Annotated in this window: 24 protein-coding genes; 11 read left to right on the top strand and 13 right to left on the bottom strand. The window is 69.1% G+C overall.

Translation table 11 applies throughout. The features are described from left to right. The first annotated feature begins 141 nt into the window (after window positions 1–141). Window positions 142–423, top strand: coding sequence for a flagellar protein FliT (locus ACFFJK_RS02530; protein ID WP_379677512.1), 282 nt, complete (start codon window positions 142–144; stop codon window positions 421–423). Between the two features lie 143 nt (window positions 424–566). Here the strand turns inward: ACFFJK_RS02530 and ACFFJK_RS02525 are convergent, their stop codons facing one another. After that, complete coding sequence (locus ACFFJK_RS02525) at window positions 567–1559, bottom strand: HDOD domain-containing protein (protein ID WP_379677511.1); 993 nt, start codon at window positions 1557–1559, stop codon at window positions 567–569. A 385-nt stretch (window positions 1560–1944) separates the two neighbouring features. Then, window positions 1945–2961, bottom strand: a complete 1017-nt coding sequence (locus ACFFJK_RS02520) for a type IV pilus assembly protein FimV (RefSeq protein WP_379677510.1) — start codon at window positions 2959–2961, stop codon at window positions 1945–1947. A gap of 125 nt (window positions 2962–3086) precedes the next feature. On the opposite strand from ACFFJK_RS02520, the gene fumC reads away from it, so the two are divergent. From fumC to ACFFJK_RS02505, 3 genes are all read left to right on the top strand, one after another. Beyond that, window positions 3087–4484 (top strand): class II fumarate hydratase, encoded by a 1398-nt coding sequence (gene fumC, locus ACFFJK_RS02515; RefSeq protein WP_379677509.1) that lies wholly within the window; start codon window positions 3087–3089, stop codon window positions 4482–4484. 77 nt (window positions 4485–4561) lie between these two features. After that, window positions 4562–4774, top strand: coding sequence for an RNA-binding S4 domain-containing protein (locus tag ACFFJK_RS02510; protein WP_379677508.1), 213 nt, complete (start codon window positions 4562–4564; stop codon window positions 4772–4774). 124 nt (window positions 4775–4898) lie between these two features. After that, complete coding sequence (locus ACFFJK_RS02505; RefSeq protein ID WP_379677507.1) at window positions 4899–5183, top strand: DUF883 family protein; 285 nt, start codon at window positions 4899–4901, stop codon at window positions 5181–5183. Between the two features lie 31 nt (window positions 5184–5214). Here the strand turns inward: ACFFJK_RS02505 and bufB are convergent, their stop codons facing one another. The 10 genes from bufB to ACFFJK_RS02455 all read right to left on the bottom strand — a co-directional run bounded on the left by bufB (window position 5215) and on the right by ACFFJK_RS02455 (window position 15358). Further along, window positions 5215–6873 (bottom strand): MNIO family bufferin maturase, encoded by a 1659-nt coding sequence (gene bufB, locus ACFFJK_RS02500; RefSeq protein ID WP_379677506.1) that lies wholly within the window; start codon window positions 6871–6873, stop codon window positions 5215–5217. Window positions 6874–6876: 3 nt separating this feature from the next. Next, window positions 6877–7209 (bottom strand): BufA1 family periplasmic bufferin-type metallophore, encoded by a 333-nt coding sequence (locus ACFFJK_RS02495; RefSeq protein WP_379677505.1) that lies wholly within the window; start codon window positions 7207–7209, stop codon window positions 6877–6879. A 229-nt stretch (window positions 7210–7438) separates the two neighbouring features. After that, entirely contained in the window at window positions 7439–7636 is a 198-nt protein-coding gene (locus ACFFJK_RS02490; protein ID WP_379677504.1) for a YjfB family protein, read from the bottom strand. A 1-nt stretch (window position 7637) separates the two neighbouring features. After that, a complete protein-coding gene (mobB, locus tag ACFFJK_RS02485) occupies window positions 7638–8234 on the bottom strand; it encodes a molybdopterin-guanine dinucleotide biosynthesis protein B (RefSeq protein ID WP_379677657.1) in 597 nt (198 codons plus the stop codon). Beyond that, on the bottom strand, window positions 8200–9060 hold the full coding sequence (locus tag ACFFJK_RS02480; protein WP_379677503.1) for a general secretion pathway protein GspB: 861 nt from the start codon (window positions 9058–9060) through the stop codon (window positions 8200–8202). Before ACFFJK_RS02480 ends, mobB begins: the two co-directional genes overlap by 35 nt. Before the next feature lie 3 nt (window positions 9061–9063). Further along, window positions 9064–10689: an AAA family ATPase gene (locus tag ACFFJK_RS02475; RefSeq protein WP_379677502.1), complete on the bottom strand. Its 1626-nt coding sequence runs from the start codon at window positions 10687–10689 to the stop codon at window positions 9064–9066. 30 nt (window positions 10690–10719) lie between these two features. Next, window positions 10720–11232 carry a hypothetical protein gene (locus tag ACFFJK_RS02470; protein WP_379677501.1) on the bottom strand — a complete coding sequence of 171 codons (513 nt, stop codon included), beginning with the start codon at window positions 11230–11232 and terminating at the stop codon, window positions 10720–10722. A 4-nt stretch (window positions 11233–11236) separates the two neighbouring features. Next, a complete protein-coding gene (locus ACFFJK_RS02465; RefSeq protein ID WP_379677500.1) occupies window positions 11237–11422 on the bottom strand; it encodes a hypothetical protein in 186 nt (61 codons plus the stop codon). 85 nt (window positions 11423–11507) lie between these two features. Continuing rightward, window positions 11508–12332: a metal-dependent hydrolase gene (locus tag ACFFJK_RS02460; RefSeq protein ID WP_379677499.1), complete on the bottom strand. Its 825-nt coding sequence runs from the start codon at window positions 12330–12332 to the stop codon at window positions 11508–11510. Between the two features lie 53 nt (window positions 12333–12385). Further along, window positions 12386–15358, bottom strand: coding sequence for a PAS domain S-box protein (locus ACFFJK_RS02455; RefSeq protein ID WP_379677498.1), 2973 nt, complete (start codon window positions 15356–15358; stop codon window positions 12386–12388). A gap of 203 nt (window positions 15359–15561) precedes the next feature. Between ACFFJK_RS02455 and ACFFJK_RS02450 the strand changes: the two genes are divergently transcribed. The 7 genes from ACFFJK_RS02450 to ACFFJK_RS02420 all read left to right on the top strand — a co-directional run bounded on the left by ACFFJK_RS02450 (window position 15562) and on the right by ACFFJK_RS02420 (window position 24240). Beyond that, entirely contained in the window at window positions 15562–16959 is a 1398-nt protein-coding gene (locus tag ACFFJK_RS02450; RefSeq protein WP_379677497.1) for a GIN domain-containing protein, read from the top strand. Window positions 16960–17269: 310 nt separating this feature from the next. Beyond that, window positions 17270–18157 carry a glucosamine kinase nucleotide-binding domain-containing protein gene (locus tag ACFFJK_RS02445; RefSeq protein WP_379677496.1) on the top strand — a complete coding sequence of 296 codons (888 nt, stop codon included), beginning with the start codon at window positions 17270–17272 and terminating at the stop codon, window positions 18155–18157. Beyond that, window positions 18154–19251 carry an N-acetylglucosamine-6-phosphate deacetylase gene (gene nagA, locus ACFFJK_RS02440; RefSeq protein ID WP_379677495.1) on the top strand — a complete coding sequence of 366 codons (1098 nt, stop codon included), beginning with the start codon at window positions 18154–18156 and terminating at the stop codon, window positions 19249–19251. Before ACFFJK_RS02445 ends, nagA begins: the two co-directional genes overlap by 4 nt. Before the next feature lie 32 nt (window positions 19252–19283). Then, window positions 19284–20294 carry an SIS domain-containing protein gene (locus ACFFJK_RS02435; RefSeq protein ID WP_379677656.1) on the top strand — a complete coding sequence of 337 codons (1011 nt, stop codon included), beginning with the start codon at window positions 19284–19286 and terminating at the stop codon, window positions 20292–20294. 21 nt (window positions 20295–20315) lie between these two features. Then, window positions 20316–21836: a beta-N-acetylhexosaminidase gene (gene nagZ, locus ACFFJK_RS02430; protein ID WP_379677494.1), complete on the top strand. Its 1521-nt coding sequence runs from the start codon at window positions 20316–20318 to the stop codon at window positions 21834–21836. A 168-nt stretch (window positions 21837–22004) separates the two neighbouring features. Beyond that, entirely contained in the window at window positions 22005–23318 is a 1314-nt protein-coding gene (locus tag ACFFJK_RS02425) for a tetratricopeptide repeat protein (RefSeq protein WP_379677493.1), read from the top strand. 181 nt (window positions 23319–23499) lie between these two features. After that, window positions 23500–24240 (top strand): GntR family transcriptional regulator, encoded by a 741-nt coding sequence (locus ACFFJK_RS02420; RefSeq protein ID WP_379677492.1) that lies wholly within the window; start codon window positions 23500–23502, stop codon window positions 24238–24240. On the opposite strand, the gene ACFFJK_RS02415 is transcribed toward ACFFJK_RS02420, so the two are convergent. Next, the gene (locus ACFFJK_RS02415) at window positions 24237–25028 is read right to left on the bottom strand and encodes an SDR family oxidoreductase (protein WP_379677491.1); all 792 of its coding nucleotides are present in this window, start codon (window positions 25026–25028) and stop codon (window positions 24237–24239) included. The two genes, ACFFJK_RS02420 and ACFFJK_RS02415, sit on opposite strands and share 4 nt — an antisense overlap. Window positions 25029–25045: the final 17 nt, after the last annotated feature.

Here is a 25045-nt window from a genome sequence, read left to right as displayed (position 1 = left end):
GATCATGCAAGATTAACAATATTCATCCCGAGTGAAAAAAGTTCAAAAAAATTTATCCAGAACCCTAAAGTTCCCGGAAACCCATCCGTAAATGCTTTAGATACCCGGCAATCCGGCCTGGGTGAATGCCTTGGTGCTGACATGACCTCGAACGACGTCCTTCCGATGTACGAACATCTCGCCGGCCTGACTGGCCAGATGAAGACCGCGGCGCAGGCGGGCGACTGGACCGGGTTCGACAAGCTCAACGTGCAGGCCAGCGTGGCTGCGGGCGCGTCGATCGGCGGCGTGCCGGCTCTGGACGGCGCCAAGCGCCAGCGCAAGATCGACCTGATCAAGCAACTGATGGCCAACGACCGCGCCATCCGCGAGGTGACCGAGCCCTGGATGGGCCAGCTGGACCGCGCGCTGTGCGCGCACTGATTAATCGGGGAACATGACGAAGGCGCCTGCGGGCGCCTTTTTTGTTTCAATCACGCATCTATTGCGGTGATGTCACGGCCGGTTGAACGCGTGGGCGGCGCTGGCGTACTGGCTTGCTCGCGCTGTCGGTAGAGCCGCCCACGCTACTGGTCCAGGTTGCTCAACTTGCCGAGGCAACGGCGCTGGAAACTGTTCAGCCCGTTCGAAACGAGCGGATCGTCTTCGGGCAGCACGCCGGCATCGATCAGCAGCCGCAGCTTGGCGATATGGTCGCCCTGTGCGAGCGCCTGCGCCAGGGCGGAACCGTCCGGATTGCCTGCCTGGGCGATGGCGTCGGAGACATTCTCGGGGAAATCCCAGTAGGCGGCGATCGCCGCCGACAGCTGCCGGCTGTGCGCCATCAGATCGAGCCCGAACGCACTGGAATCGGGCACCTTGCCGTTCTGGCAGATGCGGTCGGCCAGGCGGAAGGCGACGATCAGCCCGACATCCTGCATCAGGCCGGCCAGGCAGGATTCGAAGATATCCGCGGTCAGGCCGGGCGCCATCAGGCTGGCGGCAACGGCGCAGCGCTCCGAATGGTTCCACAGCAGGGGCGCGACGCGGCGGGCAAAGCCGGCCTCGTGCATCCTGATCACCGGCCGGAACGCGACGCGGGCCAGCAGCATGCGCAGTCCGTTTTGCCCCAGCAGCATGATGGCCGCGTCCAACGTCTTGATTGGCGTCATCGGACGGTAGTAGGCGCTGTTCGCTTCGCGCAGCACTTCGGCGACCAGCACCACGTCTTCCGCCACCTGGCCGGCCAGCTCGGCGCTCGTCACGTTCTCGTCGCGCAGGCTGCGCAGCAGCTTGGGGATCAGCTCCGGCACACGCGGCACCAGTTCGGCGGCGACACCCGGATTCTGCGCCAGCTGGCGCACCTGCTCCAGGATCAAGCCTGCGGTCTCGGGCGGCGCGTCGAAAGCCGCCGGGCCGGTGAGCCAGCGGTAATACAGGACGTCGGTATTCGCCTCGTTGGCCTCGTTGGCCTCGTCCGCCGCATCATCCTGCAGCGCGGCGCCGGCGCGCGCGCCACCGGGCTCCTGCGGGGCCTGGCTCTCCGCGCCGCTCAATAAACGATTGATCCAGTTTTTCATGTTGTCCGGGTCTGTGCTGCACGGGATTGTAGCCTGTCCGGCGCAGGCCGGGATGGCTCCCATGCATGGCGCATGCCGGTGACGCCATCTCGACGGCGTGCCATGGACAGAAAAGACAAAAGCGCCCGAAGGCGCTTTTGACATGCGACCGAGCGGGACGCTCGGGGGCGGAATGGGGGGGAAAGCGAGCACCAGGTATCTCCTGGCGTCGCTTCTTGCCGGTTGCTCCCGGCGCTCGCTGCCGCAGTTGGCCCGCGAGCTGCTTCCAACACAGGCGTTTCTTCAACGTCCATCTGCTTTCCGCGCCACGCTATCGGTGGTGGCTGCGCCAGATCTCTGTGCTGTCTGTGATCTCGTCGACCACAAATCCAGTATATATGAAATCTCAAACTTGTGTAGACGACTCGTGCGCGCCCTCTTCCAGCACCGGCTCGGCCGTCCGCGCCGGCGCCGGCTTGCGTCCGAGCCGGGCCTTCAGCCGCGCTCCCAGGCCGGCTTTCGGGACGGCCGGCCGCCCCGTCTTCCTGCGCCGCTGCGCCACCACCAGCGCGGCCAGCAGCGCCAGCACGCCGGCCACGCCGCCGGCCACCAGCAGCCACGGCGTGCCGGCCTCGGGCGCTGCCTCCTGCTTTTTCTTCTTCGGCTTGTAGGGTTTGAGCGGCGGCACGACCGACGCAGGCGCGGCGCCCATGGCCACCTGCAGCACCTTGACCTTGTCTTCGAGTTGCCCCAGTTGCTCGCGCAGCATCGCGTTCCTGACGCCGAGCGCGACGCAGGCGCCGGCCTCCGGCTGCGGCTGCGGCATCTGCGGCGTACAGGCCCCACCGGCAGCGGGCAATGGCGCAGCGGCCTTCGGCGCCGGAGCGACTGCCGGGGCAGGAACCGGAACCGGCGCCCGCACCTTGCGCGGCAGCACGGCTGCCATGGGCTGCGCCCTGGCGGGCGCCGGGGCCAGGACCGGCGCCTGCTCCCGGACGGGTACCGGTGCGGGGGCGGAGGCCGGTGCAGGTGCAGGTGCAGGTGGGGGTGCCGGTGCCGGCGCCGGATTCGGGTCCGGCGACAGCCACAGGGTTGCCAGCCGCACGGTGCGCTGGCTGCCGTCGGCCAGTTCCAGGTACAGGTGCAGGTGCGGCGACTCGACCGGCCGCAAGGAGGTCACGTGCAGAAACTGGCGCCCGTCGCGCCGCATGACGGACAGGTTCAGCGTCGACAGCACGGGCGGCATGCCGATGCTGGCGCCGCGGTAGACGTCCGGATGGGCAAGGCGAACGCCGACCGGGCTTGCGGCGTCTTCCAGCATCGTGAGCTCGATGTCGGCCACCAGCGGCTGCCCGATGAAGGAACTTACGCGCGGCTCGCCGAGCTCGGCCGCCTGGGATGGCCCGCATGCGGTGGCCAACAACGCGTAAGTCAGTAACAGGGAAAGGCGGGGAGCCATAAGAATGCCGAAAAGATAGCCTAAGCGTATATAACGGACATTGGGATAAACTCTTTAATCATTCCCATCCTTGCCAAAAAGGACACGCCATGGAAAACAGGATCGAAAAAGACAGTTTCGGCCCGATCGAGGTGCCCGCGGACCGCCTCTGGGGCGCCCAGACGCAGCGCTCGCTCCACCACTTCCACATCTCGACCGAGCGCATGGCGCCCGAACTGGTCGCGGCCCTGGCCCAGGTCAAGCGCGCGGCCGCCGCGGTCAACCGCTCGCTCGGCAAGCTGCCCGCCGACAAGGCCGAAGCCATCATCCGCGCCGCCGACGAAGTCCTGGAAGGCCGCCATCCCGATGAATTCCCGCTCGCCGTATGGCAGACCGGCTCCGGCACCCAGAGCAACATGAACATGAACGAGGTGCTGGCCAACCGCGGTTCCGAGCTGATGGGGGGCGAACGCGGCGAGAAACGCCTGCTGCACCCGAACGACCACGTCAACATGGGCCAGTCCTCGAATGACATCTTCCCCACCGCCATGCACGTGGCCGCCGCCGTCGCCGTGGCGCAGGACGTGCTGCCGGCGCTGGCCCAGCTGCGCTCCACCCTGCTGCGCAAGTCGCGCGACTTCGACGACATCGTCAAGATCGGCCGCACCCACCTGCAGGACGCCACCCCGCTGACGCTGGGCCAGGAATTCTCCGGCTACGTCGCCCAGCTGGACTTTGCCGAACAATCGATCCGCGCCACCCTGCCCGGCCTGCTGGCGCTCGCCGCCGGCGGCACGGCGGTCGGCACCGGCCTGAACGCACACCCGGACTTCGCCCCGCGCATCGCGGCCGAACTCGGCTCGCGCACCGGGCTGGCATTCAAGAGCGCCCCCAACAAATTCATGGCGCTCGCGGGGCACGACGCGCTGGTGTTCGCCCACGGCGCTTTCAAGACCCTGGCCACGGCCCTGATGAAGATCGCCAACGACATCCGCTGGATGGCCTCGGGACCGCGCTCGGGCCTGGGCGAGATCACCATTCCGGAGAACGAGCCGGGCAGCTCGATCATGCCGGGCAAGGTCAACCCGACCCAGGCCGAAGCCTTGACGATGCTGTGCTGCCAGGTATTCGGCAACGACGTCGCGATCACGGTCGGGGGCTCGCAGGGCAACTTCGAGCTGAACGTGTTCAAGCCTATGATCGCGCACAATTTCCTGCAGAGTGCCCGCCTGCTGGCCGACGGCATGCGCTCCTTCGACACCCACTGCGCCCAGGGCATTGAGCCGAACCACGCGCGCATCGCCGAGCTGATGGAAAAATCCCTCATGCTGGTGACCGCACTGGCGCCGCACATCGGGTATGATCGCGCCGCCCAGATCGCCAAGACGGCATCGCACGAAGGCCTGACGCTGCGCCAGGCCGCGCTGCAGTCCGGCTTCGTCACCGAGCAGCAGTTCGAGCAGTGGATCGTCCCGATCGAGATGACCCGTCCGGAACGGGTCGACTGAGCGCAGCTTCCCAGGCATCTGCACACACCAGACGGCCTCGTGTATCGTACGCCGCCTTTACCAACCCCGAGGATAGAATGCAAAAAATAGTTTTCGATTTGACATCAGAATTCGTCGAGGTCAACCAGCTCCTGAAGCTGGTCGGCCTGGTCGACAGCGGCGGCGCCGGCAAGAACATGGTTGCCAGCGGCGTGGTGTCGGTCGATGGGAAACAGGAGCTTCGCAAGACTGCCAAGATCCGCAGCGGCCAGCTGGTCACCGTGGGAGACGTGCAGATCCGGGTGCAATAACGAGCCCGGAACCCGCCGAAAAAGCGGGGGGCTTATGTTTGCGCCCTAACAAACAGAGCGGGGCTTCCTTGTTTATATTTTAATCGTCACGACACGACTGAAATCAACGGCTAAAGGTGAAGCAATGGAAACCCCGGACCGCCGCGCACAGACGCAGGAACAGCTGATCGGCGACCTGCGCCTCGTGATCGAAAACGCGGAAGAACTGCTCAAGAATACCGATCACTACACCAGCGTGCTGTACCAGAACGCGCGCGCCAAGCTGGCGCTGGCCCTGGAAGCCGCCAACGAGGAACTGGCGCGTTTCGAAGACGCCCAGATCGAGCGCATGATGGCCGCCACCCGCGCCGCCAACGAGCGCTTCCACGACTGCACCGGGGAACAGCGCATCCTGCGCGCTTTCCACTGAGCCGTTCCGGCTGGTTCAGCCGGCGTACATCCTAATCTGTCGAGATTGCGGTGACGACGCCAAGCCCGAACCAGCGCTGCAACATGGCGCCGAGGTCCGGCGTCTCCACACCACACGCCAGCGCCGCATCGAGCGCCTGGCCGAAGGTGGCGCCCGCCGCCAGCTGTTCCAGCATGGCGGCATCGAAAGCCCCCAGCTCCACCACCTCCACCTGCCAGCCGGGCCGCACGGCCAGCGCCGTCGACGGCAGGTCCACGCGCGCCGGCAGTGCCGGCCCGTCCGGCTGATGCGCATGCCACAGCGGCACCGTCGCCCAGCGGCTGCGCAGCAAGGCCGCGGACGGGTGCAGGGTGAAGCGGGCGGCATCGAGCGCTTCCGGCGCCAGTTGCGCCAGCACGTCGATGCCCAGCGGCGCGATGCCGGATTCCAGGCCCGGCGCCAGGTACGCGCAGTGGACCGCCCACTCGAGCCGCGCCACGTCGGGCAGGTAGGGAAACGCGGCCGCCGGGGCGAAGCCTTCCAGGAAGCCGGCCAAGCGCAGGCCGAATCCGGCCAGGTCCGGATCCTGCGAGGGCGCGGCCTTGCCGTAGGCCCGCGCCAATCCCGCGAAGAACTCCTCGCCCACGAGCCGGCGCACGACCGGATAGGCGTCGGCCAGCGCACGCTCCCAGCCGGCCACCAGGTTGCCGCGGTAGAGCGCCAGGCGCGCCACTGCCCCGTCTTTCAATAACGGCCGCAGGGCCTGCTCCCGGCCACGATCGGCCAGCGCATCGCCGACCTGCTGCTGGAGCGCGGCAAGCCCGTGGTCCGGCGCCACGTTCGCCCCGCGCGCCACCGGAGCACGCGCCGGCACGACCGGCCAGGCAAGCGGATAGTCGCGCGCGATCGCGTCCGCCCTGGCGGCTTCGGCCAGCAGCAGCTCGAGCGGCGGCACGTCGGTATCCCATTCGACGAGCGCCGGCACCCGCCCGAAGCGCTGCAGCGCGGCGCGGTACAGCGCCCACACCGGCTCGGCCACCGCCGCGCCGTGGTGGTCGACCAGCGCCAGCGGCGTGTCGAGATGGCCGGCCAGGTGGATTTCGCCGACGCTTCCCGGCGGCAGCGCCGCAATGGCGGCCAGCGCGTCCTCGCCGTGGTTGTGCTGGTTGACGTACAGGTTGTTCACGTCGAGCAGGACGCCGCAGCCGGTGCGCCGCACCAGTTCGGCCAAAAACTCGGCCTCGCTCATGGTATCGGCACGAAAGCGCACGTAGGCCGAGACGTTCTCGACCAGCAGCCGGCGGCGCAGCAAGGTTTGCACGCGGTCCACCCGCTCGCACAGCAGCGCCAGCATGGCCCCGTCGAGCGTCACCGGCAGCAGGTCGTTGAGCTGGCGGTCGGCCAGCGCACCCCAGCTCAGGTGTTCGGAAACGAGGAAAGGATCGACGGCTTCCACCAGCGCACGCACGCGCTCGAGGTGGGCTTCGGAAAAGCCGCGCGCCGAGCCCAGGCCGAGCCCGACCCCATGCAGGCTGAGCGGGTAGTCGCGCCGCAGCGTGGCGAGCACGTGCCAGTCCCAGCCCACCCGGGCAAGATGATTTTCGCTATGGACTTCGAGGAACCCGACCGCCGGGCGCCGCTCGAGAAAGGCGCGGTAGTGCGGCGCGCGCAGCCCCACGCCGGCGCCGACGGGCGCGCCGGGCACACGCATGGATTACTTCTTCGATTCGGCCTGGACAGCCTGGGCCTGGGTTTTGCCGGCATTGCCGGCATCGCCTGCCTTGCCCGGCTCGAGCGAACCGCCGAGCTTGGTGCAGGTCCCCTTGGCGACGAACTTCCACTCGGCCGGGTCGTTGTCGGTCCTGGCGGCGCCGGCGCAGCCATGGGTCGCGGTGCCGCAGTCGTTCTGGCCGGCCTTGGCGACGCCGTAGCAGGTTTCCTGGTCGGCTTTCGGCGTGCCCATCTGGTCCTGACCGGCGGCTTGGGCGGCTTGGGTGGCGCAGACGCTGGCGAGGGCGGCGGCAATCAGGGCGTGGCGGTGACTCATGCGGTACTCCGGTGGGCTGGAAAGGCGCCAGTATTTATCAGGTGGGGGAAAGATGCAAGGCGGGAGGTTTTGGCGTTTGTGGCTGCACAACGCACCGGAGGAAGCGAAGCCGGTGGCATCGCCGCCGCCTTCGCCGGCTTCAGGCTAACGCATGGGAAGCCCGCTGCCCGCGCACGTCGTTCCCGCGCAGGCGGGAACCCAGGTTCGATGAGCGGAAATCAGCCTGGCTTCAGGCCGTGGTGTTGATCTTGTTTCCCAGATGCGGCGGCAGGTTCGCCGGCTGCACCGCAGGAATCGCCTCGAGCAGCTGGGTGGCGGTCGCCTCCTGGATCTGCTGGGCCTTCTTGAAAACGGCCAGGCTGACTTCCTGGCGGTTGCCGGTTTCGGCGATGCTGCTGGACAGCTTGGCAATGCTCGAGACATCCATGTCATTCTCCCATTGAGGCGTATCCACTTTTAACGGCAACCCCCGCCGGAACTTTAGCCCGCTCGCGCATCCACTGGCTCAACCATGCAAGCACTCCATCCGGATCATTCAGGTCCAGCCAGGCGAGCCGGTCCAGGCCTTCCGGACGCGGCGCGTCCGACACCACCGCGACGATGTCGGCATCGTCCGGGTACAGTGCCGGCTTGCCCACCGCCGGCCGGTACACCTCCAGCTTCGGGAAGCGCTCCCACTTGTAGCCTTCGACCAGCGTCAGGTCGGCCGGGGCCAGCCGGGCCAGGTGCTCCGCCAACGCGGGCTCGGCCGCGCCGCGCAGTTCGTGCAGAATGGCCACGCGGTACGGCGAGGCAATCATCACCTCGGCCGCGCCCGCCATGCGCAGGCGGGCGCTGTCCTTGCGCGGGGGTTCGAGCTCGATGTCGTGGTGGCTGTGCTTGACGACGTTGACGCGCATCCCCTGCCCCGCCAGCCGCCCGATCAGTTGCTCCAGCAGCGAGGTCTTGCCGCTGCCGGACCAGCCGACCACCCCCAATACCGGGCCGGGCTCAGTAGGCGACACGGTAGCGGTAGCCACGGAAATTCATGATGGCCGCTTTCGGCAGCAGGCGCTCCAGCACCAGGCCAGGGGCGACTTCCTCGCCTTCGCGGCGCAGCATCTTGTCGACCAGCAGCAGGCGCTCGGCCGGATTGGGCGAATAGATATAGCCGCCGAAGCTGACCCTCGGGAGCTCGCGCTGCACCGCCTCGGGCAGCGACTGGAGCGGGCCGATGTTGTCGTCCGCTGCCTGGACAGGCGCGGCGGCCACGGCGGCCGGCGGTGCGTCCGGAACCGCCACGACCTGCGCCGCGACCGGGGCCGGGCCCGGACGGGATGCCTCGGGCGCCGGCGCGGGGGCCGGCGCAGAAGCTGGCGCGCGCGGCCGTGCCGATGCGGCCGCGACCGCATCGGCACGGCGCGGCGGCTCCGCCACCGGGGCCTCCTTCGGCTTGACCGGCGCCGGCGCTTTCGCCAGGGAAGCAGGTTCCGTACGGACTGGACCGGCCACCGCAGCAGGCGCGGCCGGCGCGGAGACAGCGGGCGCGGCCATTTCCGGCGCAGATGCCACGACCGGCGCCGCCGGCGCCTCCGGCACAGGCGTGGCCGGCGTGCTCGCACCTGGAACAGCCGCGCTCGCCACCTGCTGCGCCGGCCCTGGAACGGCCGGGGGCGGCGCCGGCTGGCGCATCAGGAACACCGCGCCGAGCGCCACCACGGCCGCCCCGGCGCCCAGTCCCGCCAGCAGCGGCTTGCGGCTGGACGGGGCAGCCGGCGGCGCATACGACGGCATGGGCGCATGGATGGTCGGCGCGCTGCCGAGCTGGCGCTCGGCCTGGGCCTTCTTGAGGGCTTCGAGGATGTACGACATGGTTTATTGTCCCGTCCCGGCTGCCAGCAGGCGCGGCTCGGGCACGCCGGAGAGCTGGTTCAGACGCATGTAGGTGCGCGGTCCGGCCACGCCGTCCGCTTTCAGGTTCTGCGCGGTCTGGAAGCGCCGCAGCCATGCGCGCGTGCCGGCATCGAGCGGCCGGTCGGCCTTCGGCGCCGGCGCCCGGTTCAGCTGCGCCAGGCGTGAGGCCAGCCAGTCCACGTCCGGGCCGCGGTCGCCCTCGGACACTTGCTCCCGGAACGCGCGCGGCATGCGCCAGAAAGTCGTGAACTCGCCGCCGAAACGGCTGACGAAGGTCGCCAGGTCGATGCGTTCGCGCCGCGCTCCCGCGCTCAGGGTGACGCTGTTTGCGTCCATCGCGGTCAGCACGGCATAGCCGGTGCGCGGGCCGTCGTGCAGCGTGACGACCGCCGGCCGGTCGAGCAGGCGCAGTTCGTACAGGCCGCCGCGCCCCTGGTGGCAGCGCAGGTTCAGGCGCGGCGCCGCCTCGCAGGGCTTGTCGCCGGCCAGCGGCTGCCCCCACAGGGAAGCCAGTTCGCGCAGGGCGCTCGCTTCGCTGGCCTGGGTCGGCGGCACCGCCGATGGGGCAGCCGGCGCCGCGGCATGCGAGACCGGCACCGCGCCCGCATGGGGAACCTGCGCTGCCTGCACCTGCGCCGGCGCGGCTTCGCGCGCCGGCAACACCTGCCAGGCAGCCGCCCCCACCGCCACCGCCGCCAGCACGCCGGCCAGCTGCGGCAGGCGCTGCCTGACATGGGAGGGCAAGTGCGAGGGCATGCGCGCCGGCGGTTCGCCGGCAAATACCTCCGCCGCCGCTTTCTTCAGGATCTGGCGCGTCACCTGCGGGCTGTTCTCGACGTAGGCGCCGAGCAGCGCGCGGTCGCACAGCAGGTTGATGCGGCGCGGCACGCCGTGCGTCAAGGCATGGATCTGGGGCGTGAGCGAAGCCGGGAATGGCTGCCCGCCCGCTCCCGCCACCGCCAGCCGGTGCGCCACGTAGGCGCCGGTTTCGGTGTCGGACAGCGGCCCCAGGTGATAGCGCGCGATGACGCGCTGGGCCAGTTGCTCGAGTTCGGGCCGGGCCAGCATGGCGCGCAGCTCTGGCTGGCCGATCAGGATGATCTGCAGCAGCTTGCGCTCGTTCGTCTCCAGGTTGGTCAGCAGGCGCAGCTGCTCCAGCACTTCGGCCGACAGGTTCTGCGCCTCGTCGATCACGAGCACGTTGTTCAGGCCCTGGGCGTGCGATGCCAGCAGGTAGCGGTTGATCGCATCGACGTAGCCTTTCACGCCCGGCGCCGCCTTGCCCGCCGCCGGCAGCGCGATATGCAGTTCGTCGCAGATGCTCTGCAGGAGTTCCTCGACGTTCAGGCGCGGATTGAAGATGTAGGCCAGCCGGCAGTTTTCCGGGATCTGCTCGATGAAGCAGCGGCACACCGTGGTCTTGCCGGCGCCGATCTCGCCGGTCAGCAGGACGAAGCCGCCGCCGCTGCCGATCCCGTACAGAAGGTGCGCCAACGCCTCGCGGTGCCGCTCGCTCATGAACAGGTAGCGCGGGTCCGGGGCGATCGAGAAAGGCGCGCCCGTCAGGTGGAAGTAGTGGTTATACATGAGCAATATTGCGGGGCGGATGCGGCGTGGCTAGCGGACCGGCTGCGATTTGAACTTCGCGCAGTATATTTTGCTTTTGTCATTCATGTAAGCAATCGTACTGCCGGGATTGGACACGCGCAAAGGAAAGGCCGAGGCATCGACCGGCCTGAACGCGGTACCCGTTGCCGCCCGGACCGCCCCCTCCAGCTCTTCCGGCGTGCCTTCGAGCACGGCCGCGACGAACACCAGCTCGCTGCTGTCGTCGCTGACCATCACTTCCCTGACCTCCAGGCCCCACAGCGTCGCTTCCGGCCTGAACCAGTACGCCCCGCCCTCGCGCTTGTAGGCCGGGCCGAAGGCGCTCGTCAGGTAGTCGTGGAAATAGCGGTTCTCGAGATGGCTGCGGCACAGCAGTGCGTTGCCGATTACCGGTCCGAAGGTGGAGGGCATGGCGCGGGCCGGGAGCGCAGTGGCGAGCAGCGTGAGCACAAGCGTGAGCAGAAGCGCCGGCAACAGCGTGCGCCCGGGCATGGCGGCCGGCGCCAGGCGAATGAGGCGCATGCGTTTACAGTTTGGAAAGCCAGGCGCGGTTGGCCGCGATCTTGGCCTTGACCGAGGCCGGCAGGGCTTCGTAGCAGCCGGGATGCTGCTTGAGCGCATGCTCACGCACTTCCTTCTGCATGCCGTTGACGAGGAACACGTACAGTTCCGCCCCTTCGCCGTTCTTGCGGGTGCCCATATAACGAATCACAGGAGTTCTCCTTCCATACCGGCATTATGACACCGCCGGGTCCGCCCCGGCCACCCGGCTGGGCCAAAGCATGGCGTCTCGCCGCTCAGGGCGCGGTCGTTCGCACCGCCCGATACGCATCGCTGTTGCTGTCGAGCCACGTTTTGAGCAACGCCCGGTTGTCATGTTGCCACGGGTGGAAGGATGGCGAGAAATAAGCCAGCACCGGCCCGGCCATGTGCCAGGCCAGCCCGCGCCGCCCGAACCATGTGCGCGCCGCGCTGGCCCAGGTGCCGATCTTCCACAAGGCGCCGTCGCGGTGCAGGTTGTGCGCCGTCTGCCAGAAATTGTCGAACCAGAACACCAGGCTGACATGGAGGAACCACAGCACCCGGCGCCAGTAGCCGCCGCCCGCCGCGCGGTAGGCATCGAACGCGACGGCCTTGTGTTCCAGCTCCTCCACGGCATGCCATTCCCACAGGCGGCGCAGCGCCGGCTCGGCATCCGCGATCCACTCGGGGTGGCGCAGCACGCCGTCGGCCAGCATCGCGGTGTAGTGCTCCAGCGCACAGGTGATCGCCACCCGGTTGCGTACGCCGAAACCGTCGATCCGGCGCACCCGCCGCAGGATGCGCTTCTCGGTGACGAAGGACAGTCCTTGCCGCTCCAGTTCGGCGTTGTACTGGATGTGCATGTAGCGGTGGGTCGCTTCCTGCCCGACGAAATCCTTCACCTCGGCGCGCAAAACCGGATCAGCCAGTAGCGCGTCCGGAATGGCGCGCAGGCTGTCGATGAACATCTGCTCCCCGATCGGGAAGGTCATCGACAGCGCGTTGAAGAACTGGGTGCGGTAGGCGTCGCCGCCCAGCCAGCGCCTGCCGAAGCCCTGCGCCAGGTCGACGTCGAGTTTGCGTACGGTCAATGAAGACATGGACTCCCCTCCCCGGCCGGCGGGCCGACGGCCCACTATAGCGCAGCGTCCGGCTACCGGCTAGCGGCCGGTTGGCTGATGAGCCAGGTTTCCAGCGCCTGCAGGTCCACCGGCTTGGTCAGGTGCTTGTCGAAGCCGCTTTCGCGGGTGCGCCGCCGGTCCGCTTCCTGCCCCCAGCCGGTCAGGGCCACGATGCGCGGGCACGCCTGGCCATGCGCCTGCGCCGTCTCGCGCAGCCTGCGCGCCACCTCGAAGCCGTCCATCATCGGCATGCCCAGGTCGAGCAGGACGGTGCCGGGACGGAACTCCCCCGCTTCCCGCAGCGCGCTCTCGCCCTCGTAGGCCACGCGCACCTCGGCACCGGCCGCACGCAGCAGCAGCGCCAGGGAATCGGCGGCGTCGCGATTGTCGTCGACCACCAGGACGCGCCGGCCGTGCAGCGGCAACTGGCCGGGCCGCGCGTCGTCGTGGGCCGCGCCGGCGGAGTCGTCCGGCACCGGCGCCGCCAGCGGCAGCCGGACGATGAACTCGCTGCCCTGGCCTTCGCCCGCGCTACGGGCCTCGACCCGCCCCCCGTGCATCTCGACCAGGCTGCGCACCATCGTCAGCCCGATGCCCAGGCCGCCCTGGCCGCGCCAGCTTTCGCGGTGCACCTGGGCGAACATGTCGAACACCCGCGCCAGGCTCGCGGGCGGGATACCGATGCCGTCGTCGCGCACCGAAACGGCCACTTCGCCGCAGCCTTCCCGGTCTTCGCGCCAGGCGCGCAGCCAGATGTGCCCGCCGCGATCGGTGTACTTGGCAGCGTTGTTGAGCAGGTTGGCCAGCACCTGCGTCAGGCGCACCTTGTCGGCCGCCAGGCCCAGGCTTTCTTCCGGCAGCGACACCGTCAGCTGGTGCCGTCCCGATTCGATGAGCGGCATGCTGGTTTCCACCGCCGTGTTGACGATGTCGGCCAGCGCCACCGGCGCCATATCCAGGTCGAGCTTGCCGCGCGTGATGCGCGAGACCTCGAGCAAATCGTCCACCAGGCGCACGATATGGCGCACCTGGCGCCCGACCATCTCGACCACCCGGTCCGCGGTGCGGCGCCCGTCGGGACGGCGCAGCAGGTGCACGGCATTGCTGATCGGCGCCAGCGGGTTGCGCAACTCGTGGGCCAGGGTGGCCAGGAACTCGTCCTTGCGGCGGTCGGCCTCGCGCAGCTCGTCCTCGGCGCGCACCGTGCGGGTGATGTCGAGCGAGATGCCGACATGGCCGAGGTAGGCGCCGCCGGCGTGGAAGCGCGGCGCCGCATGGTTCTCGAACCAGCGCCATTCGCCGTCATGGGTGCGCATCCTGACCCGGTGCTGGAACGGCGCATGGTGCATGACGGCGTGCGCGACCGTGTCCATGTACCCGGGCACGTCGTCGGCATGGATCAGGTCGCGCCAGTTGGCCTCGCGAAGTTCGTCGGGCCGCACTCCGAACAGGTCGAGGCAGCGCTGGTTGGCATAGGTCATCCCGATCCCGGGCGTGAACTCGTAGATCAGCGCCGGCGAGGCTTCGGCCAGCGTGCGGAACCGCGTCTCGCTTTCGCGCAGCGCCTCGCGCGCCCGGGCCCGTTCGTCGATGTCGATGTTCATGCCGATCCAGCGCTGGATGGCGCCGTCGGCCCCGACCTGGGGCGCGGCCCGCATGTTGGTCCAGCACCAGCCGCCCTCCCTGCTGCGCAGCCGGAACTCGGCGCTGACCGCGCGCTTCCCGGCCACGGCCTCGCGCCACAGCTGCATCACGCCGGCACGGTCGTCCGGGTGGATCGCATCGACCCACCCCTGGCCCATCCATTCTTCCGGCGTCTGTCCGGCAAAGGCGTGCCAGCTCGGCGAATCGGCCACCACGCGCCCCTCCGGGTCGGCCTCCCACATCGCCTGCGCGACGCCGTCCACCAGGATGCGGAAACGCTCCTCGCGCTGGCGCAGTCCTTGTTCCTGGCGCTTGAATTCGTCGATATCGAAGACGAACTCGATGCAGCGCGCGTGCGCGCCCTGGCCGGAAAGGCGATTCGGAGCGCACAGGCCCCAGATCCCCTGCCCGTCCTTGCGCACGAGCTGTTTCATGTAGGGCCTGGCATGGCCGCCGGCTGCCAGCTCGGCGCGCGCGCGGCCCTCGGCTTCGTGGCAGCGCGGCGCCACCAATGCCTTCCAGTCCGGCATCGAGCGCAGTTCGGCGAGCGCATAGCCGGTCATCTGCTCGAAGGCCGGATTGCAGTCGGTGATGCCCTCGTCGAGCCCGTAGAACACCACGCCGACGGTCTCGACATCCAGCGCGCCGCGCAGGAACACGTTGAGGTCATGCTGCCGGGGTTCCGGGCCCGAGGCCGTGGCCGGCGGCATGCCCTGGTCCGCCTGGCGGCGCGCGCGCTCCACCCCGTCGACGGCACTGACCATGCGCCAGGCCGCCGCGGCGAAGCCCGACAGGCTTTTCAGCAGGCGCGCGTCCTCGGCGTCGAAGTGGCGCCCGGGCGTGTGGGAAATCGCCCAGACGGTACCGGTCGGCTCGCCATCGAGCGACCAGGGCGCCAGCATGTTTTCGTGCATCTGCGGTTCGAAGTCGCGCAGCCCCGGATAGTGGCGGCCGAGCTGGCTGAACAGGAGCAGCTCGTTGCGCTCGACCACGATGCCGCAAGGGCTGAGCCCGCGCGCGATCGTGCCGCCGAGGTACGGGGCGAATGCCCCGGCGGCGGCTTGCCAGCGGAAGATGCCCTTCCCGCCGTCCGCGCCGTCCGTTTCGAGCACGCTGACGCCGGCCGAATCGGCATGGCACAGCTCGACGACGAGCTCGGCCAGCTTCTGCAGCATGCCGCGCGGGTTGCGCGCAAGCTCGCGCGCCAGCGCGGCCAGCGCTTCGCTTTCGGCACGGTAGTCGGGCGCGCGCGACGGCCGAAGGGCGAGCTGGTGCGTGATCAGGACGTCGTCGATCCCATTGCCCGCCTGGTCGCCCGGCTGCTTGTTACTGGAACAGTCATGTGTGGCGCATGCATCCATGCCCCGAGCGTAGTGCATCGTCCTGATGGATACCAGCGTCCGCACGCTCGTGTGCGCGCCCGACTAGACCTACATTCGTGCCGGCGTTCCATCGCACGGTTGTGCAGTTGATACCGCGATTTCGTGGTTCCGTCGGTTTCCGGCAGCGTGCGCCGTCGTGTTGTCCTATCGTTCAGGCTCCGTCCCCCACGCACGACAAGAACATGAAAACCGCCCTCAAGCCCCTGCTGCTCGCCGCCGCCATCGCAAGCGGCTTCCTTGCCATCCAGTCCAGCCACGCCGAGGCGCCCGGCAGCGAGACCATCGCCCAGAAGCGCAACGTGGGCGCCTTCAGCGCCATCGAACTGTCCGGCCCGTTCAACGTCGTGGTGCGCGCGCAGGGGCGCCAGGCAGTCGAGCTCTCGGGCGAGCGCAAGCAGCTCGACGAGATCGAGACCGTGGTGCGTGGCGACACCCTGATCGTGCGCCCGGTGCAGCGGCGCGGCTTCCACTTCAGCTGGGGCAAGCGCCGCGACAGCGTCAGCATCCACATCACGGCAAGCCAGCTCAGGAGCCTCAGGATGTCGGGCAGCGGCGACGTCGAGCTCGAACAGCTCAGCGGCGACCGCTTCGACCTGCGGGCCGAGGGACCGGGCGACCTGAACGCCTCGGGCACGGTGCGCGAACTGGCCGTGCGCAGCAGCGGCAGCGGCGACCTCGACCTGCACCGGGTGAAGGCGGCCAATGTCGAGCTGGGCATGTCCGGGCCGGGCGACGTGCGCCTGTCCAGCGTGGGCAACGAGCTGGCCGCCACCGTCAGCGGTTCGGGCGAACTCGAGGCCGACGACCTGCGCCTGGCGCGCCTGAACGCGCGGGTGAGCGGCCCCGGCGGCGTGAAACTGTCGGGCAGCGCGCGCGAGCTGCGCCTCGAACTGAGCGGCTCGGGCGATGTCGACGCCTGCTCGCTGGCGGTCGAGGCCGCCTCCACGGTACAGCGTGGCCCGGGCAATGCCTGCCTCACCGGCAACATCAAACGCTTCGACGCCGAGGTGAGCGGCTCGGGCAAGCTGGAAGCGAGCGGCCTGCAGGCCGCCGCCGCCACCGTGCGCATGGGCGGCCCCGGCAACGTCAGGCTGGACGGCGCGATCGGCGAGCTGACCGCCGAGGTGTCGGGCTCGGGCGACCTGGAAGCGGGCCGCCTGGACGTGCGGCGCGCGATCGTCAAGGCGCGCGGCCCGGGCGGCGTCGCGCTGGCGAACGTGTCCGACACCCTGGACGCCGAGCTGCGCGGTTCGGGCGGCCTGGACGCGCGCATGGACGGCAAGCGCCTGCTGCTCAAGATGAGCGGACCCGGCAGCGCCCACATCGGCGGCAAGGTCGACCTGGTCAAGGCGCAGCTGAGCGGCTCGGGCGGGCTCGACGGCCGGCGCCTGCATGCCGGCCGTGCCGACATCGCGGTGAGCGGTCCGGGCAACGCGGCGGTCAACGTCGCCGGCCGGAACGAATCCCGCGGCGAGCGCAATGCCCGCCGCAATGGTCCCGATGGACGCGATGGACGCGACGGCGGACACGGCCAGCTGCTGGTGGTGGACCGCAGCGGCAGCCGCCACGCCAGCCAGTAAGAGCCGTCCCGGCACGCAACCCGGTGCGGCAGGCATGTCGATGAATGGCCGCACGCACGGCATCGCCGTGATGCGAAGCGTGGGCGGAGCATCCGCCCACGCTACAAGTACCACGCCAGGCATTTTCCACGCTCTACAATACCAGTTTCAGTACCAATAATAATCCCTGGCAAATCAGATACCTATGCAAATTTCCCGTGCATTTTCGGGCCGAACTGCACAGAAAATTTGCATACCAGTTAAATACCTGTTGACATCGCTGTACCGCCTGCCTATAGTGCGCTGACCTTCCGGCTGAACACTTCACACCATGATCGACTATCTCATCGGCGTCGACGGCGGCGGCACCGGCACCCGCGTACGCCTGGCGCGCGCCGGCGCCACCGGCGGCGCCGAACTGGCGCAGGCCAGCGGCGGCCCTTCCGCCCTGTCGCGCGGCATCGACAATGCCTGGACCACCATCAATGGCATCGTCGCCGACGCGTTCAGGCAGATCGGCATCGATGCCGCGCCCATGCGCTCCTGCGCCATCGGCCTGGGCCTGGCGGGCGTCCACAACAAGGAATGGGCGGCCCGGTTCGTCGCTGCCGATCCCGGCTACGCCCTGCTTGCGCTCGATACCGATGGTTTCACCACGCTGATGGGCGCGCACGGCGGCCGCCCGGGCGCGATCGTCGCGATCGGTACCGGCAGCGTCGGCGAAGCGATGCTCGAGGACGGCACCAAGGTCGAAGTCGGCGGCTGGGGTTTCCCGGCCGGGGACGAGGCCAGCGGCGCCTGGATGGGCCTGCGCGCACTGAACCACATCGAGCAGGTGCTCGACGGCCGCGCGGAAGGCCGCGATTTTGCGCGCGACGTCATCGCCTTCTGCGGCGGTTCGCGCGACGCGGTGCAGGTCTGGCTCGGCAAGGCCAGCCAGACCGCCTACGCCGGCCTGGCGCGCTTCGTGGTGGCGCACGGCCAGACCGATCCGGTGGCGCGCGCCATCCTGGAACACGCCGGCCGCGAAGTGGCCAGCATCGCCGACGCGCTCGACCGCAGCCACACGTTGCCGCTGGCCCTGTGCGGCGGCCTGGGCGAGGCGCTGCGCGCCTGGCTGCCGGCCGACACGCTGGCGCGCTGCGTCCCGGCCCAGGGCGATTCAGCCGCCGGCGCGCTGCGCATGATCGGGCAACGTCTGGAAAGAACGACACCATGAAAGGCAACATCCTTACCCCGGACGGCTGGATCCACGGCGAACTGCGCCACGGCACCGGGCCCGACGCACGCATCGAATCGGTCGACGGCCACGAAGCCGATCCTTCCGCCAACGCCGACGACTACATCCTGCCCGGCTTCATCGACGTGCACGTGCACGGCGGCGCCGGCCGCGACATGATGGAAGGCGGCGACGCGCCACATGTCATCGCGGCGCTGCACGCGAAGCACGGCACCACCGCCCTGCTGGCCACCACCATGACCGCCCCGGTCGAGGACATCGAGCGCGCGCTGGCGGCCATCGGCGGCGCCTGCCGGCAGCGCGGCGCCGGCGAGGCGCGCATCCTCGGCGTGCACCTCGAAGGCCCGTACATCAACTCGGGCAAGCTGGGCGCCCAGCCGCCCTTCGCGCGCGAAGCCACGCTCGACGAAGTGATGCGCTTCCATGCACAGGCGCCGATGCGCCTGATCACCGTGGCGCCGGAGATCGACGGCCACATGGAACTGGTGCGCGCCCTCGCCGACGCCGGCATCCGCGTGCAGATCGGCCACACCAGCGGTTCGTACGAGGTTGGCGTACAAGCGCTGGCGCATGGCGCGGCCGGCTTCACGCACCTGTTCAACGCCATGCCCGGCCTGCACCACCGCGACCCCGGGATGGTCGGCGCCGCGCTGGCGCACGCCGAATACGCCGAGATCATCCCCGACCTGCTGCACGTGCACCCGGGCGCGATCAGGACCGCGCTGCGCTGCATCCCCAAGCTGTTCTGCGTGACCGATTCCACCGCCGCCGCCGGCATGCCGGACGGCGAATACATGCTGGGCCGCCAGGTCGTCCACAAGTGCATGGGCGGCGTGCGCCTGCTTGACGGCACGCTGGCCGGCAGCACGCTCACCATGGACCAGGCGCTGCGCAACCTGGTGAAAATCGGATTGCCCCTGTCTGAAGCTAGTCGCCGCGTATCCCTGCACGCCGCCGACTACCTCGGCGAAACGCAGCGCGGCCGCCTGGCGCCGGGCTGCCACGCCGACTTCGTGGTCCTCGACCGCGACCTCAACATCAAAGCCGTCTATATCGAAGGAGAAGTTCTGTGACCATCGTCCCCACCTCGCTGCCCACTTCCCTGATGTACCAGGAAGCCCTGTCCGCCGGGGACTGCGTGGCTCGGCAACTGGCGCAGGATGCCGAGCGCTACGCGGAGCTGGGCCGGGCCCTGCGCGCCACCCCCTTCCACAGCGCGGTGACGGTCGCGCGCGGCAGCTCCGACCACGCGTCGAGCTACCTCGCCTACCTGATCATGGCGCGCATGGGCCGCCTGGTCACCTCGCTGCCGATGTCGCTGATCACGCTGTACAAGTCGCCCCTGGTGGCGCGCGACACCCTGGCGATCTCGATCTCGCAGTCGGGCCAGAGCCCGGACGTGGTCGAGCCGATCAACTACTTCCGCGACGGCGGCGCCACCACCGTGGCGCTGGTGAACGACGCCGCCTCGCCGCTGGCGCAGGCCGCCGAATGGGCCATGCCGCTGCACGCCGGCAAGGAGTTGAGCGTGGCCGCGACCAAGAGCTTCATCACCAGCATGGTCGCCGGCGCGCGCCTGGTCGCCGAATGGCAGGACGACGCCGAACTGAAGGACGGCATCGCCGCCCTGCCCGACGCCCTGCGCACCGCCTCGAAAGCCGACTGGTCGGCCGCCATCGAGGTGCTGGCCCCGGCCCGCAACATCATGGTGGTCGGCCGCGGCATCAGCTTCCCGGTGGCGCTGGAGTCGGCCCTGAAATTCAAGGAAACCTCGGCGCTGCAGGCCGAAGCGTTCAGCGGCGCCGAGATCAAGCACGGCCCGATGGCCCTGATCGAGGAAGGCTACCCGCTGCTGATCTTCGCCACCCGCGGTCCGGCACAAAGCGGCCTGGTGGCGCTGGCCGACGAGATGCGCGGCCGCGGCGCGCGCGTGCTGCTGGCCGCGCCGGGCGACATCGCCAGCCGCGACCTGACCCTGCCGGTGGCCGCCACGCCGGACCTCGATCCGATCGCCGCGATCCAGGCCTTCTACATGATGGCGGCCAGCCTGTCGGAAGCGCGCGGCCTCGACCCCGACAAGCCGCGCCACCTAAGCAAGGTCACCAGGACCAACTGAGCATACCCAAGCGGATCAACGATGAACGACTACCTCGACCTGGCCGGCCAGCTGATGATGGTGCGGCTGTTCGGCACCGAACTCGATGCCGAGACCGACGCCTTCATCCGCCGGCACAAGGTGCGCGGCGCCTGCCTGTTCCGCCAGAACATGCAGGATGCCACGCAACTGGTGCGCTTTACGTCCGCCTTGCGCGATGCGATGGGCCCGGAAGCCCTGGTCGCGCTCGACCAGGAAGGCGGCGCCGTGGTGCGCGCGACCTGGGTGCCGGCGCCGCCGAGCGCCATGGCCCTGGGCGCGGCCGACGATCCGGCATTGGCGCGCGCCGTCGGCGCGGCGGTGGCGCGCGCGGTGCGCTCGCTGGGCTTCAACTGGAACTTCGCGCCGGTGCTGGACCTGAACAACAACCCGCACAACCCGGTGATCGCCGAGCGCTCGTTCGGCGCCGATCCGCAAGCCGCCACGCGCATCGCCATGGCCTGGATGGAAGGCAGCGAAAGCGAAGGCGTGGCCTGCTGCGTCAAGCACTTCCCCGGCCACGGCGACACCCACGTCGACTCACACCGCGACCTGCCGACCGTGGACAAGCCCTTGGCGGAACTGGAGCGCTTCGAGTTCGCACCCTTCCGCATCGCCACGCAGGGTGAAAACGCGGCCCCGGCGGTCATGACCGCGCACATCGTCTATCCTGCGCTGGACCCGGACAACCCGGCCACGATGTCGCGCACCATCCTGACCGGCATCCTGCGCGAGCGCTTCGGCTACGGGGGGGTGGTCATCACCGACGGCATGGACATGCACGCGATCGCGCACCGCTACGGCGCCGGCCAGGCCGCCGTCAATGCGCTGGTGGCGGGCGCCGACATGGTCATGGCGATCGGTTCGCGCGAAACGCAGCTGGAAACCGTGCAGGCGATCGCCGAGGCGATCCGCACGAACGTGCTGCCGCTGCACGAGGTGCATGCCCGGCTGGCGCGCCTGTCGGCACTGGCGCAGGCGCACCCGGCCGGCGCGCCGCGCTACGCCACCGACGGCGACGACCGGGCGCTGATGGCCCGTGCCTGGCGTGCCGGCCTGACCGCCCTCGGCCGGCCGCAACGCCCGCCGCGCGGCAGCAGGATCCGCCTGGTGGCGCGCGCCGATGTCGTCAGCGACGGCGTGTCCGAAGCCGGCGTGCCGGCCGCCGGCATCGCGCAGGCGCTGGGCCGCCTGTACGACGTCGACCTGGTCACCTTCGCCGACGCCGAGACCTTCGACTGGAGCGCGCTGCCGCAGGACGGCCGCTTCACCATCCTGGCCTCGACCTCGCGCCGCCGCTACGGGCCGCACGCCCGCTCGACGTGGCTGCCGAGCCTGCACATCGCGCTGTGGAACCCCTACCAGGCGCTCGACTTCGACGCGCCCGCCCTGATGACCTACGGTTTCGCCGCGCCCGCGCTGGACGCCGTGGTCGACTGGCTGGCCGGGGATGCGCAGGCCCCGGGCCGCTGCCCGGTGCCCGGGTTTGGTGGTGCTCCCGTGCAAGACAATGAGGCTATGTAGTAACGCAATGTAAAAACGCGGCTGCGCCCGCGCAGCCTGCGGCACAATTGCCGAGCCTGAAAATGGCGCTTTTATGGGACAATGCACGCTTTGTCCGGGATTGGCATTTTCGCCATGTTTGGCCGATATGCACGTCTCATCATTATTGACTTGATTGAAGGATTATTCATGGCCCAATTCCGTCTTGCCCGCCTCTGCCTGATGCTCGCCGCGATCGGCGTCTCCGCTCCGGCCCTGGTGACCAGTGCCCATGCGCAGCAGAAGGATGCTGCGGCGCCTGCCGCGGCCGCGGCGCAAAAGGACACCGTGCGTCCCGAAATCTTCAAGCTGCTCGACCCGGCCGCCATCAAGCCGCTGATGGACGCCAAGAACCACACCGAAGTCCAGAACCGCATCACCCAGGCCGAAGCCTTCCCGAACCGCACGCCGTACGAAGACTACGTCATCAACCGCATGAAGCTGTCGCTGGGTTCGTCGACCAACAACAACGCCCTGGCAATGCCGGCGCTGGAAGCCGTGATCAACTCGGGCCGCCTGACCGGCGCCGAGCAGGCCAACTTCATCCAGGCCCTGGCCAACATGCACTACAATGCCAAGGATTATCCGAAGGCGATCGAGTGGTTCAAGCGTTACCAGAAGGAAAGCCCGACCCCCGAGGCGGTGCGTCCGGCCCTGATCCGCGCCTACTACCTGAACAACGACTTCGCCACCGCCAAGACCGAGCTGGCCGCGATGCTGGCCGAGTCGCAAAAGACCGGCAAGGCCCCGAGCGAAGAAGACCTGCGCCTGCTGGCGACCGCCGCCAACAAGACCAAGGACGACGCGGGCTACCTGGCGGCGCTCGAACAGCTGGTGCGCTACTACCCGAAAGACGAGTTCTGGGTCGACCTGCTCAGCCGCGGCGTGGCACGCAAGGCGGGCTTCGACGAGGCCACCTTCGGCCAGAGCATGCTGCGCCTGGAGTTTGCCGCCGCCAAGAACGACCTGCCGCCGGAACACTACACCTTCCTCGCCGAGACCGCGCTGCGCGACGGTTTCCCGGCCGAAGCCAAGGAAGTGCTGGACGCGGGCTTTGCCGCGGGCGTGCTGGGCAAGGGCGGCGACGCCAAGACCCACACCGCGCTGCGCAGCAAGGCGACCAAGCAGGCCGCCGACGACGCCAAGACCATCGCCGCGGGTGAAGCGAGCGCGGCCAAGTCGAAGACCGGCGCCGGCCTGGTCAACATCGGCTGGGCGTACACCACGATGGGCCAGGCCGACAAGGGCATCGGGTTCATCCAGCAGGGTATCGCCAAGGGGGGCCTGAAGAACGCCGACGAGGCCAAACTGCGCCTGGGCGCGGCGCAGGCACGCGCCGGCAAGAAGGCCGAGGCGATCCAGACCTTCGAAAGCATCAAGGGCGGCGGCGGCGCAAGCGACATCGCCAAGTACTGGGTCCTGCTGCTGAACCAGCCGGGCGGCGCCCAGACCGCAGCCAATTAATTCCTGGCCGCGCCTGGCAAGGCCGGCGATGTGAACCAGACCCCGACAGCCGGTCCCCGGCTCTCGGGGTTTTTTCCTGGGCGTCCGCGTGGCCATGCTCGCGCATCCCCTGCAGAAGCCGTGGCCCAGGCGAGAGCGGAGGCGGTGGTATGATGCCGCTACCCTAGCCTTCGATGCCCGGATGACCCACCTTGCCGAACTGATGCAGTCCGCCGCCGGCGGCGACAAGCTCCCCCTCTACCAGCAGTTGCAGCACGCGCTGCGGCGGGCCATCGACGAAGGCGCGTTCGGTCCCGCTTCCGCTCTGCCGGCCGAGCGCCAGCTCGCCGAGGAACTCGGCATCTCGCGCATCACGGTGCGCAAGGCGATCGACGCCCTGGTCGAGGAAGGGCTGCTGGTGCGGCGCGCCGGCGCGGGCAACTTCATCAACACGCGCATCGAAAAGAACTTCGCCAGGCTCACCTCGTTTTCCGAAGACATGCGCGCCCGTGGACGCGTGCCGCGCAACGTGTGGCTCAAGCGTTCGGGGGGGCTGGTGACGCCCGAGGAGGCGCTGCGCCTGCGGCTCTCGCCGGGCACGCCGGTGTACCGCTTCCACCGCATCCGCTTCGCCGACGAGGTCCCGATGTGCCTCGAGTACGCCACCATCGCCGCCTTCGCCCTCGGTTCGCTCGACGCGGTGGGCGACTCGATGTACGAAGCGCTGGAACGGACCGGCAACCGGCCGGTGCGCGCGCTGCAGCGGCTGTCGGCCCTGCTGCTGGGCGGCGAGCAGGCCAGGCTGCTGCAGGTGCGCGAAGGCGATGCGGGGCTGTGCGTGGAACGGCTGGGGTTTGCGCGCGACGGGCGGGCGGTGGAGTTCTGCAGGTCGTACTTCAGGGGGGATATGTACGACTTCGTGGCGGAGCTGAATGCGGGTTAGACCGCCGTAAACCCGCCATCGACCACCAGTTCGTGCCCGTTCACGTACGACGCGCCTTCCGAGCACAGCCACAGCGCCGCGCTGGCGACCTCGGACGTCTCGGCGAAGCGCCCCATGGGGTGCGCGGCCTTCATCTTCTTCTCGCTCGGCGGGTCGCGGTCGATGGCGCGCGCCAGCATCGGGGTCTTCACGCCGGCCGGGCACAGGGCGTTGATGCGGATCCCTTCACGGGCATACTCGGCGGCCGCGCTCTTGGTCAGGCCCACCACCGCATGCTTGCTGGCGGCATAGATGGCCCGCTTCGGCGCGCCCACCAGTCCCGACACCGATGACACGTTGACGATCGCCCCGCTGCCCTGCTTGAGCATCTGGCGCAGCTGGTGCTTCATGCATAGCCACACGCCCTTGACGTTGGCGCCCATGATGCGGTCGAACTGTTCCTCGTCGCCTTCCGCGAGCGGCGCCGATTCCTCGTCGAGGGCGGCATTGTTGACGGCGATGTCGAGCTGGCCGTAGTAGTTGATGGTCTTCTCGATCAGCGCCTCGACATCGCCCGCCCTGGTGATGTCGCTGCGCACGAACAGCGCCTTGCCCCCGGACTCGACGATCATGGCGGCGGTGGCGTGACCGCCGTCGATGGCGGTGTCGGCCACGACGACACAGGCGCCGGCGCGGCCGAATGCCAGCGCCGTCGCCCGGCCGATGCCGCTGGCCGCGCCGGTGACGAGCGCCACTTTGCCGGCGAACGGAAGGCCGGTGGCCGGCTGCGCTTTGGTGGTTCCCTTCATGATGCTCCTGATACGCT

The sequence above is a fragment of the Massilia consociata genome, from assembly GCF_042432755.1.
Classification (GTDB): Bacteria; Pseudomonadota; Gammaproteobacteria; order Burkholderiales; family Burkholderiaceae_D; genus Telluria; species Telluria consociata.
This window is presented reverse-complemented; position numbering and strand designations above follow the sequence as displayed.

Excerpts from the sequence above, each read along its gene's own strand:
- ACFFJK_RS02415 (WP_379677491.1), bottom strand. The coding sequence starts at position 25,028 with ATGAAGGGAACCACCAAAGCGCAGCCGGCCACCGGCCTTCCGTTCGCC.
- ACFFJK_RS02490 (WP_379677504.1), bottom strand. The coding sequence starts at position 7,636 with ATGGATGTCTCGAGCATTGCCAAGCTGTCCAGCAGCATCGCCGAAACC.
- fumC (WP_379677509.1), top strand. The coding sequence starts at position 3,087 with ATGGAAAACAGGATCGAAAAAGACAGTTTCGGCCCGATCGAGGTGCCC.
- nagZ (WP_379677494.1), top strand. The coding sequence starts at position 20,316 with ATGAACGACTACCTCGACCTGGCCGGCCAGCTGATGATGGTGCGGCTG.
- ACFFJK_RS02450 (WP_379677497.1), top strand. The coding sequence starts at position 15,562 with ATGAAAACCGCCCTCAAGCCCCTGCTGCTCGCCGCCGCCATCGCAAGC.
- ACFFJK_RS02420 (WP_379677492.1), top strand. The coding sequence starts at position 23,500 with ATGACCCACCTTGCCGAACTGATGCAGTCCGCCGCCGGCGGCGACAAG.
- ACFFJK_RS02455 (WP_379677498.1), bottom strand. The coding sequence starts at position 15,358 with ATGGATGCATGCGCCACACATGACTGTTCCAGTAACAAGCAGCCGGGC.
- ACFFJK_RS02435 (WP_379677656.1), top strand. The coding sequence starts at position 19,284 with ATGTACCAGGAAGCCCTGTCCGCCGGGGACTGCGTGGCTCGGCAACTG.
- ACFFJK_RS02470 (WP_379677501.1), bottom strand. The coding sequence starts at position 11,232 with ATGCGCCTCATTCGCCTGGCGCCGGCCGCCATGCCCGGGCGCACGCTG.
- ACFFJK_RS02460 (WP_379677499.1), bottom strand. The coding sequence starts at position 12,332 with ATGTCTTCATTGACCGTACGCAAACTCGACGTCGACCTGGCGCAGGGC.
- ACFFJK_RS02495 (WP_379677505.1), bottom strand. The coding sequence starts at position 7,209 with ATGAGTCACCGCCACGCCCTGATTGCCGCCGCCCTCGCCAGCGTCTGC.
- ACFFJK_RS02510 (WP_379677508.1), top strand. The coding sequence starts at position 4,562 with ATGCAAAAAATAGTTTTCGATTTGACATCAGAATTCGTCGAGGTCAAC.
- nagA (WP_379677495.1), top strand. The coding sequence starts at position 18,154 with ATGAAAGGCAACATCCTTACCCCGGACGGCTGGATCCACGGCGAACTG.
- ACFFJK_RS02505 (WP_379677507.1), top strand. The coding sequence starts at position 4,899 with ATGGAAACCCCGGACCGCCGCGCACAGACGCAGGAACAGCTGATCGGC.
- ACFFJK_RS02530 (WP_379677512.1), top strand. The coding sequence starts at position 142 with ATGACCTCGAACGACGTCCTTCCGATGTACGAACATCTCGCCGGCCTG.
- ACFFJK_RS02445 (WP_379677496.1), top strand. The coding sequence starts at position 17,270 with ATGATCGACTATCTCATCGGCGTCGACGGCGGCGGCACCGGCACCCGC.
- ACFFJK_RS02525 (WP_379677511.1), bottom strand. The coding sequence starts at position 1,559 with ATGAAAAACTGGATCAATCGTTTATTGAGCGGCGCGGAGAGCCAGGCC.
- ACFFJK_RS02480 (WP_379677503.1), bottom strand. The coding sequence starts at position 9,060 with ATGTCGTACATCCTCGAAGCCCTCAAGAAGGCCCAGGCCGAGCGCCAG.
- ACFFJK_RS02475 (WP_379677502.1), bottom strand. The coding sequence starts at position 10,689 with ATGTATAACCACTACTTCCACCTGACGGGCGCGCCTTTCTCGATCGCC.
- ACFFJK_RS02425 (WP_379677493.1), top strand. The coding sequence starts at position 22,005 with ATGGCCCAATTCCGTCTTGCCCGCCTCTGCCTGATGCTCGCCGCGATC.
- bufB (WP_379677506.1), bottom strand. The coding sequence starts at position 6,873 with ATGCGTGTGCCCGGCGCGCCCGTCGGCGCCGGCGTGGGGCTGCGCGCG.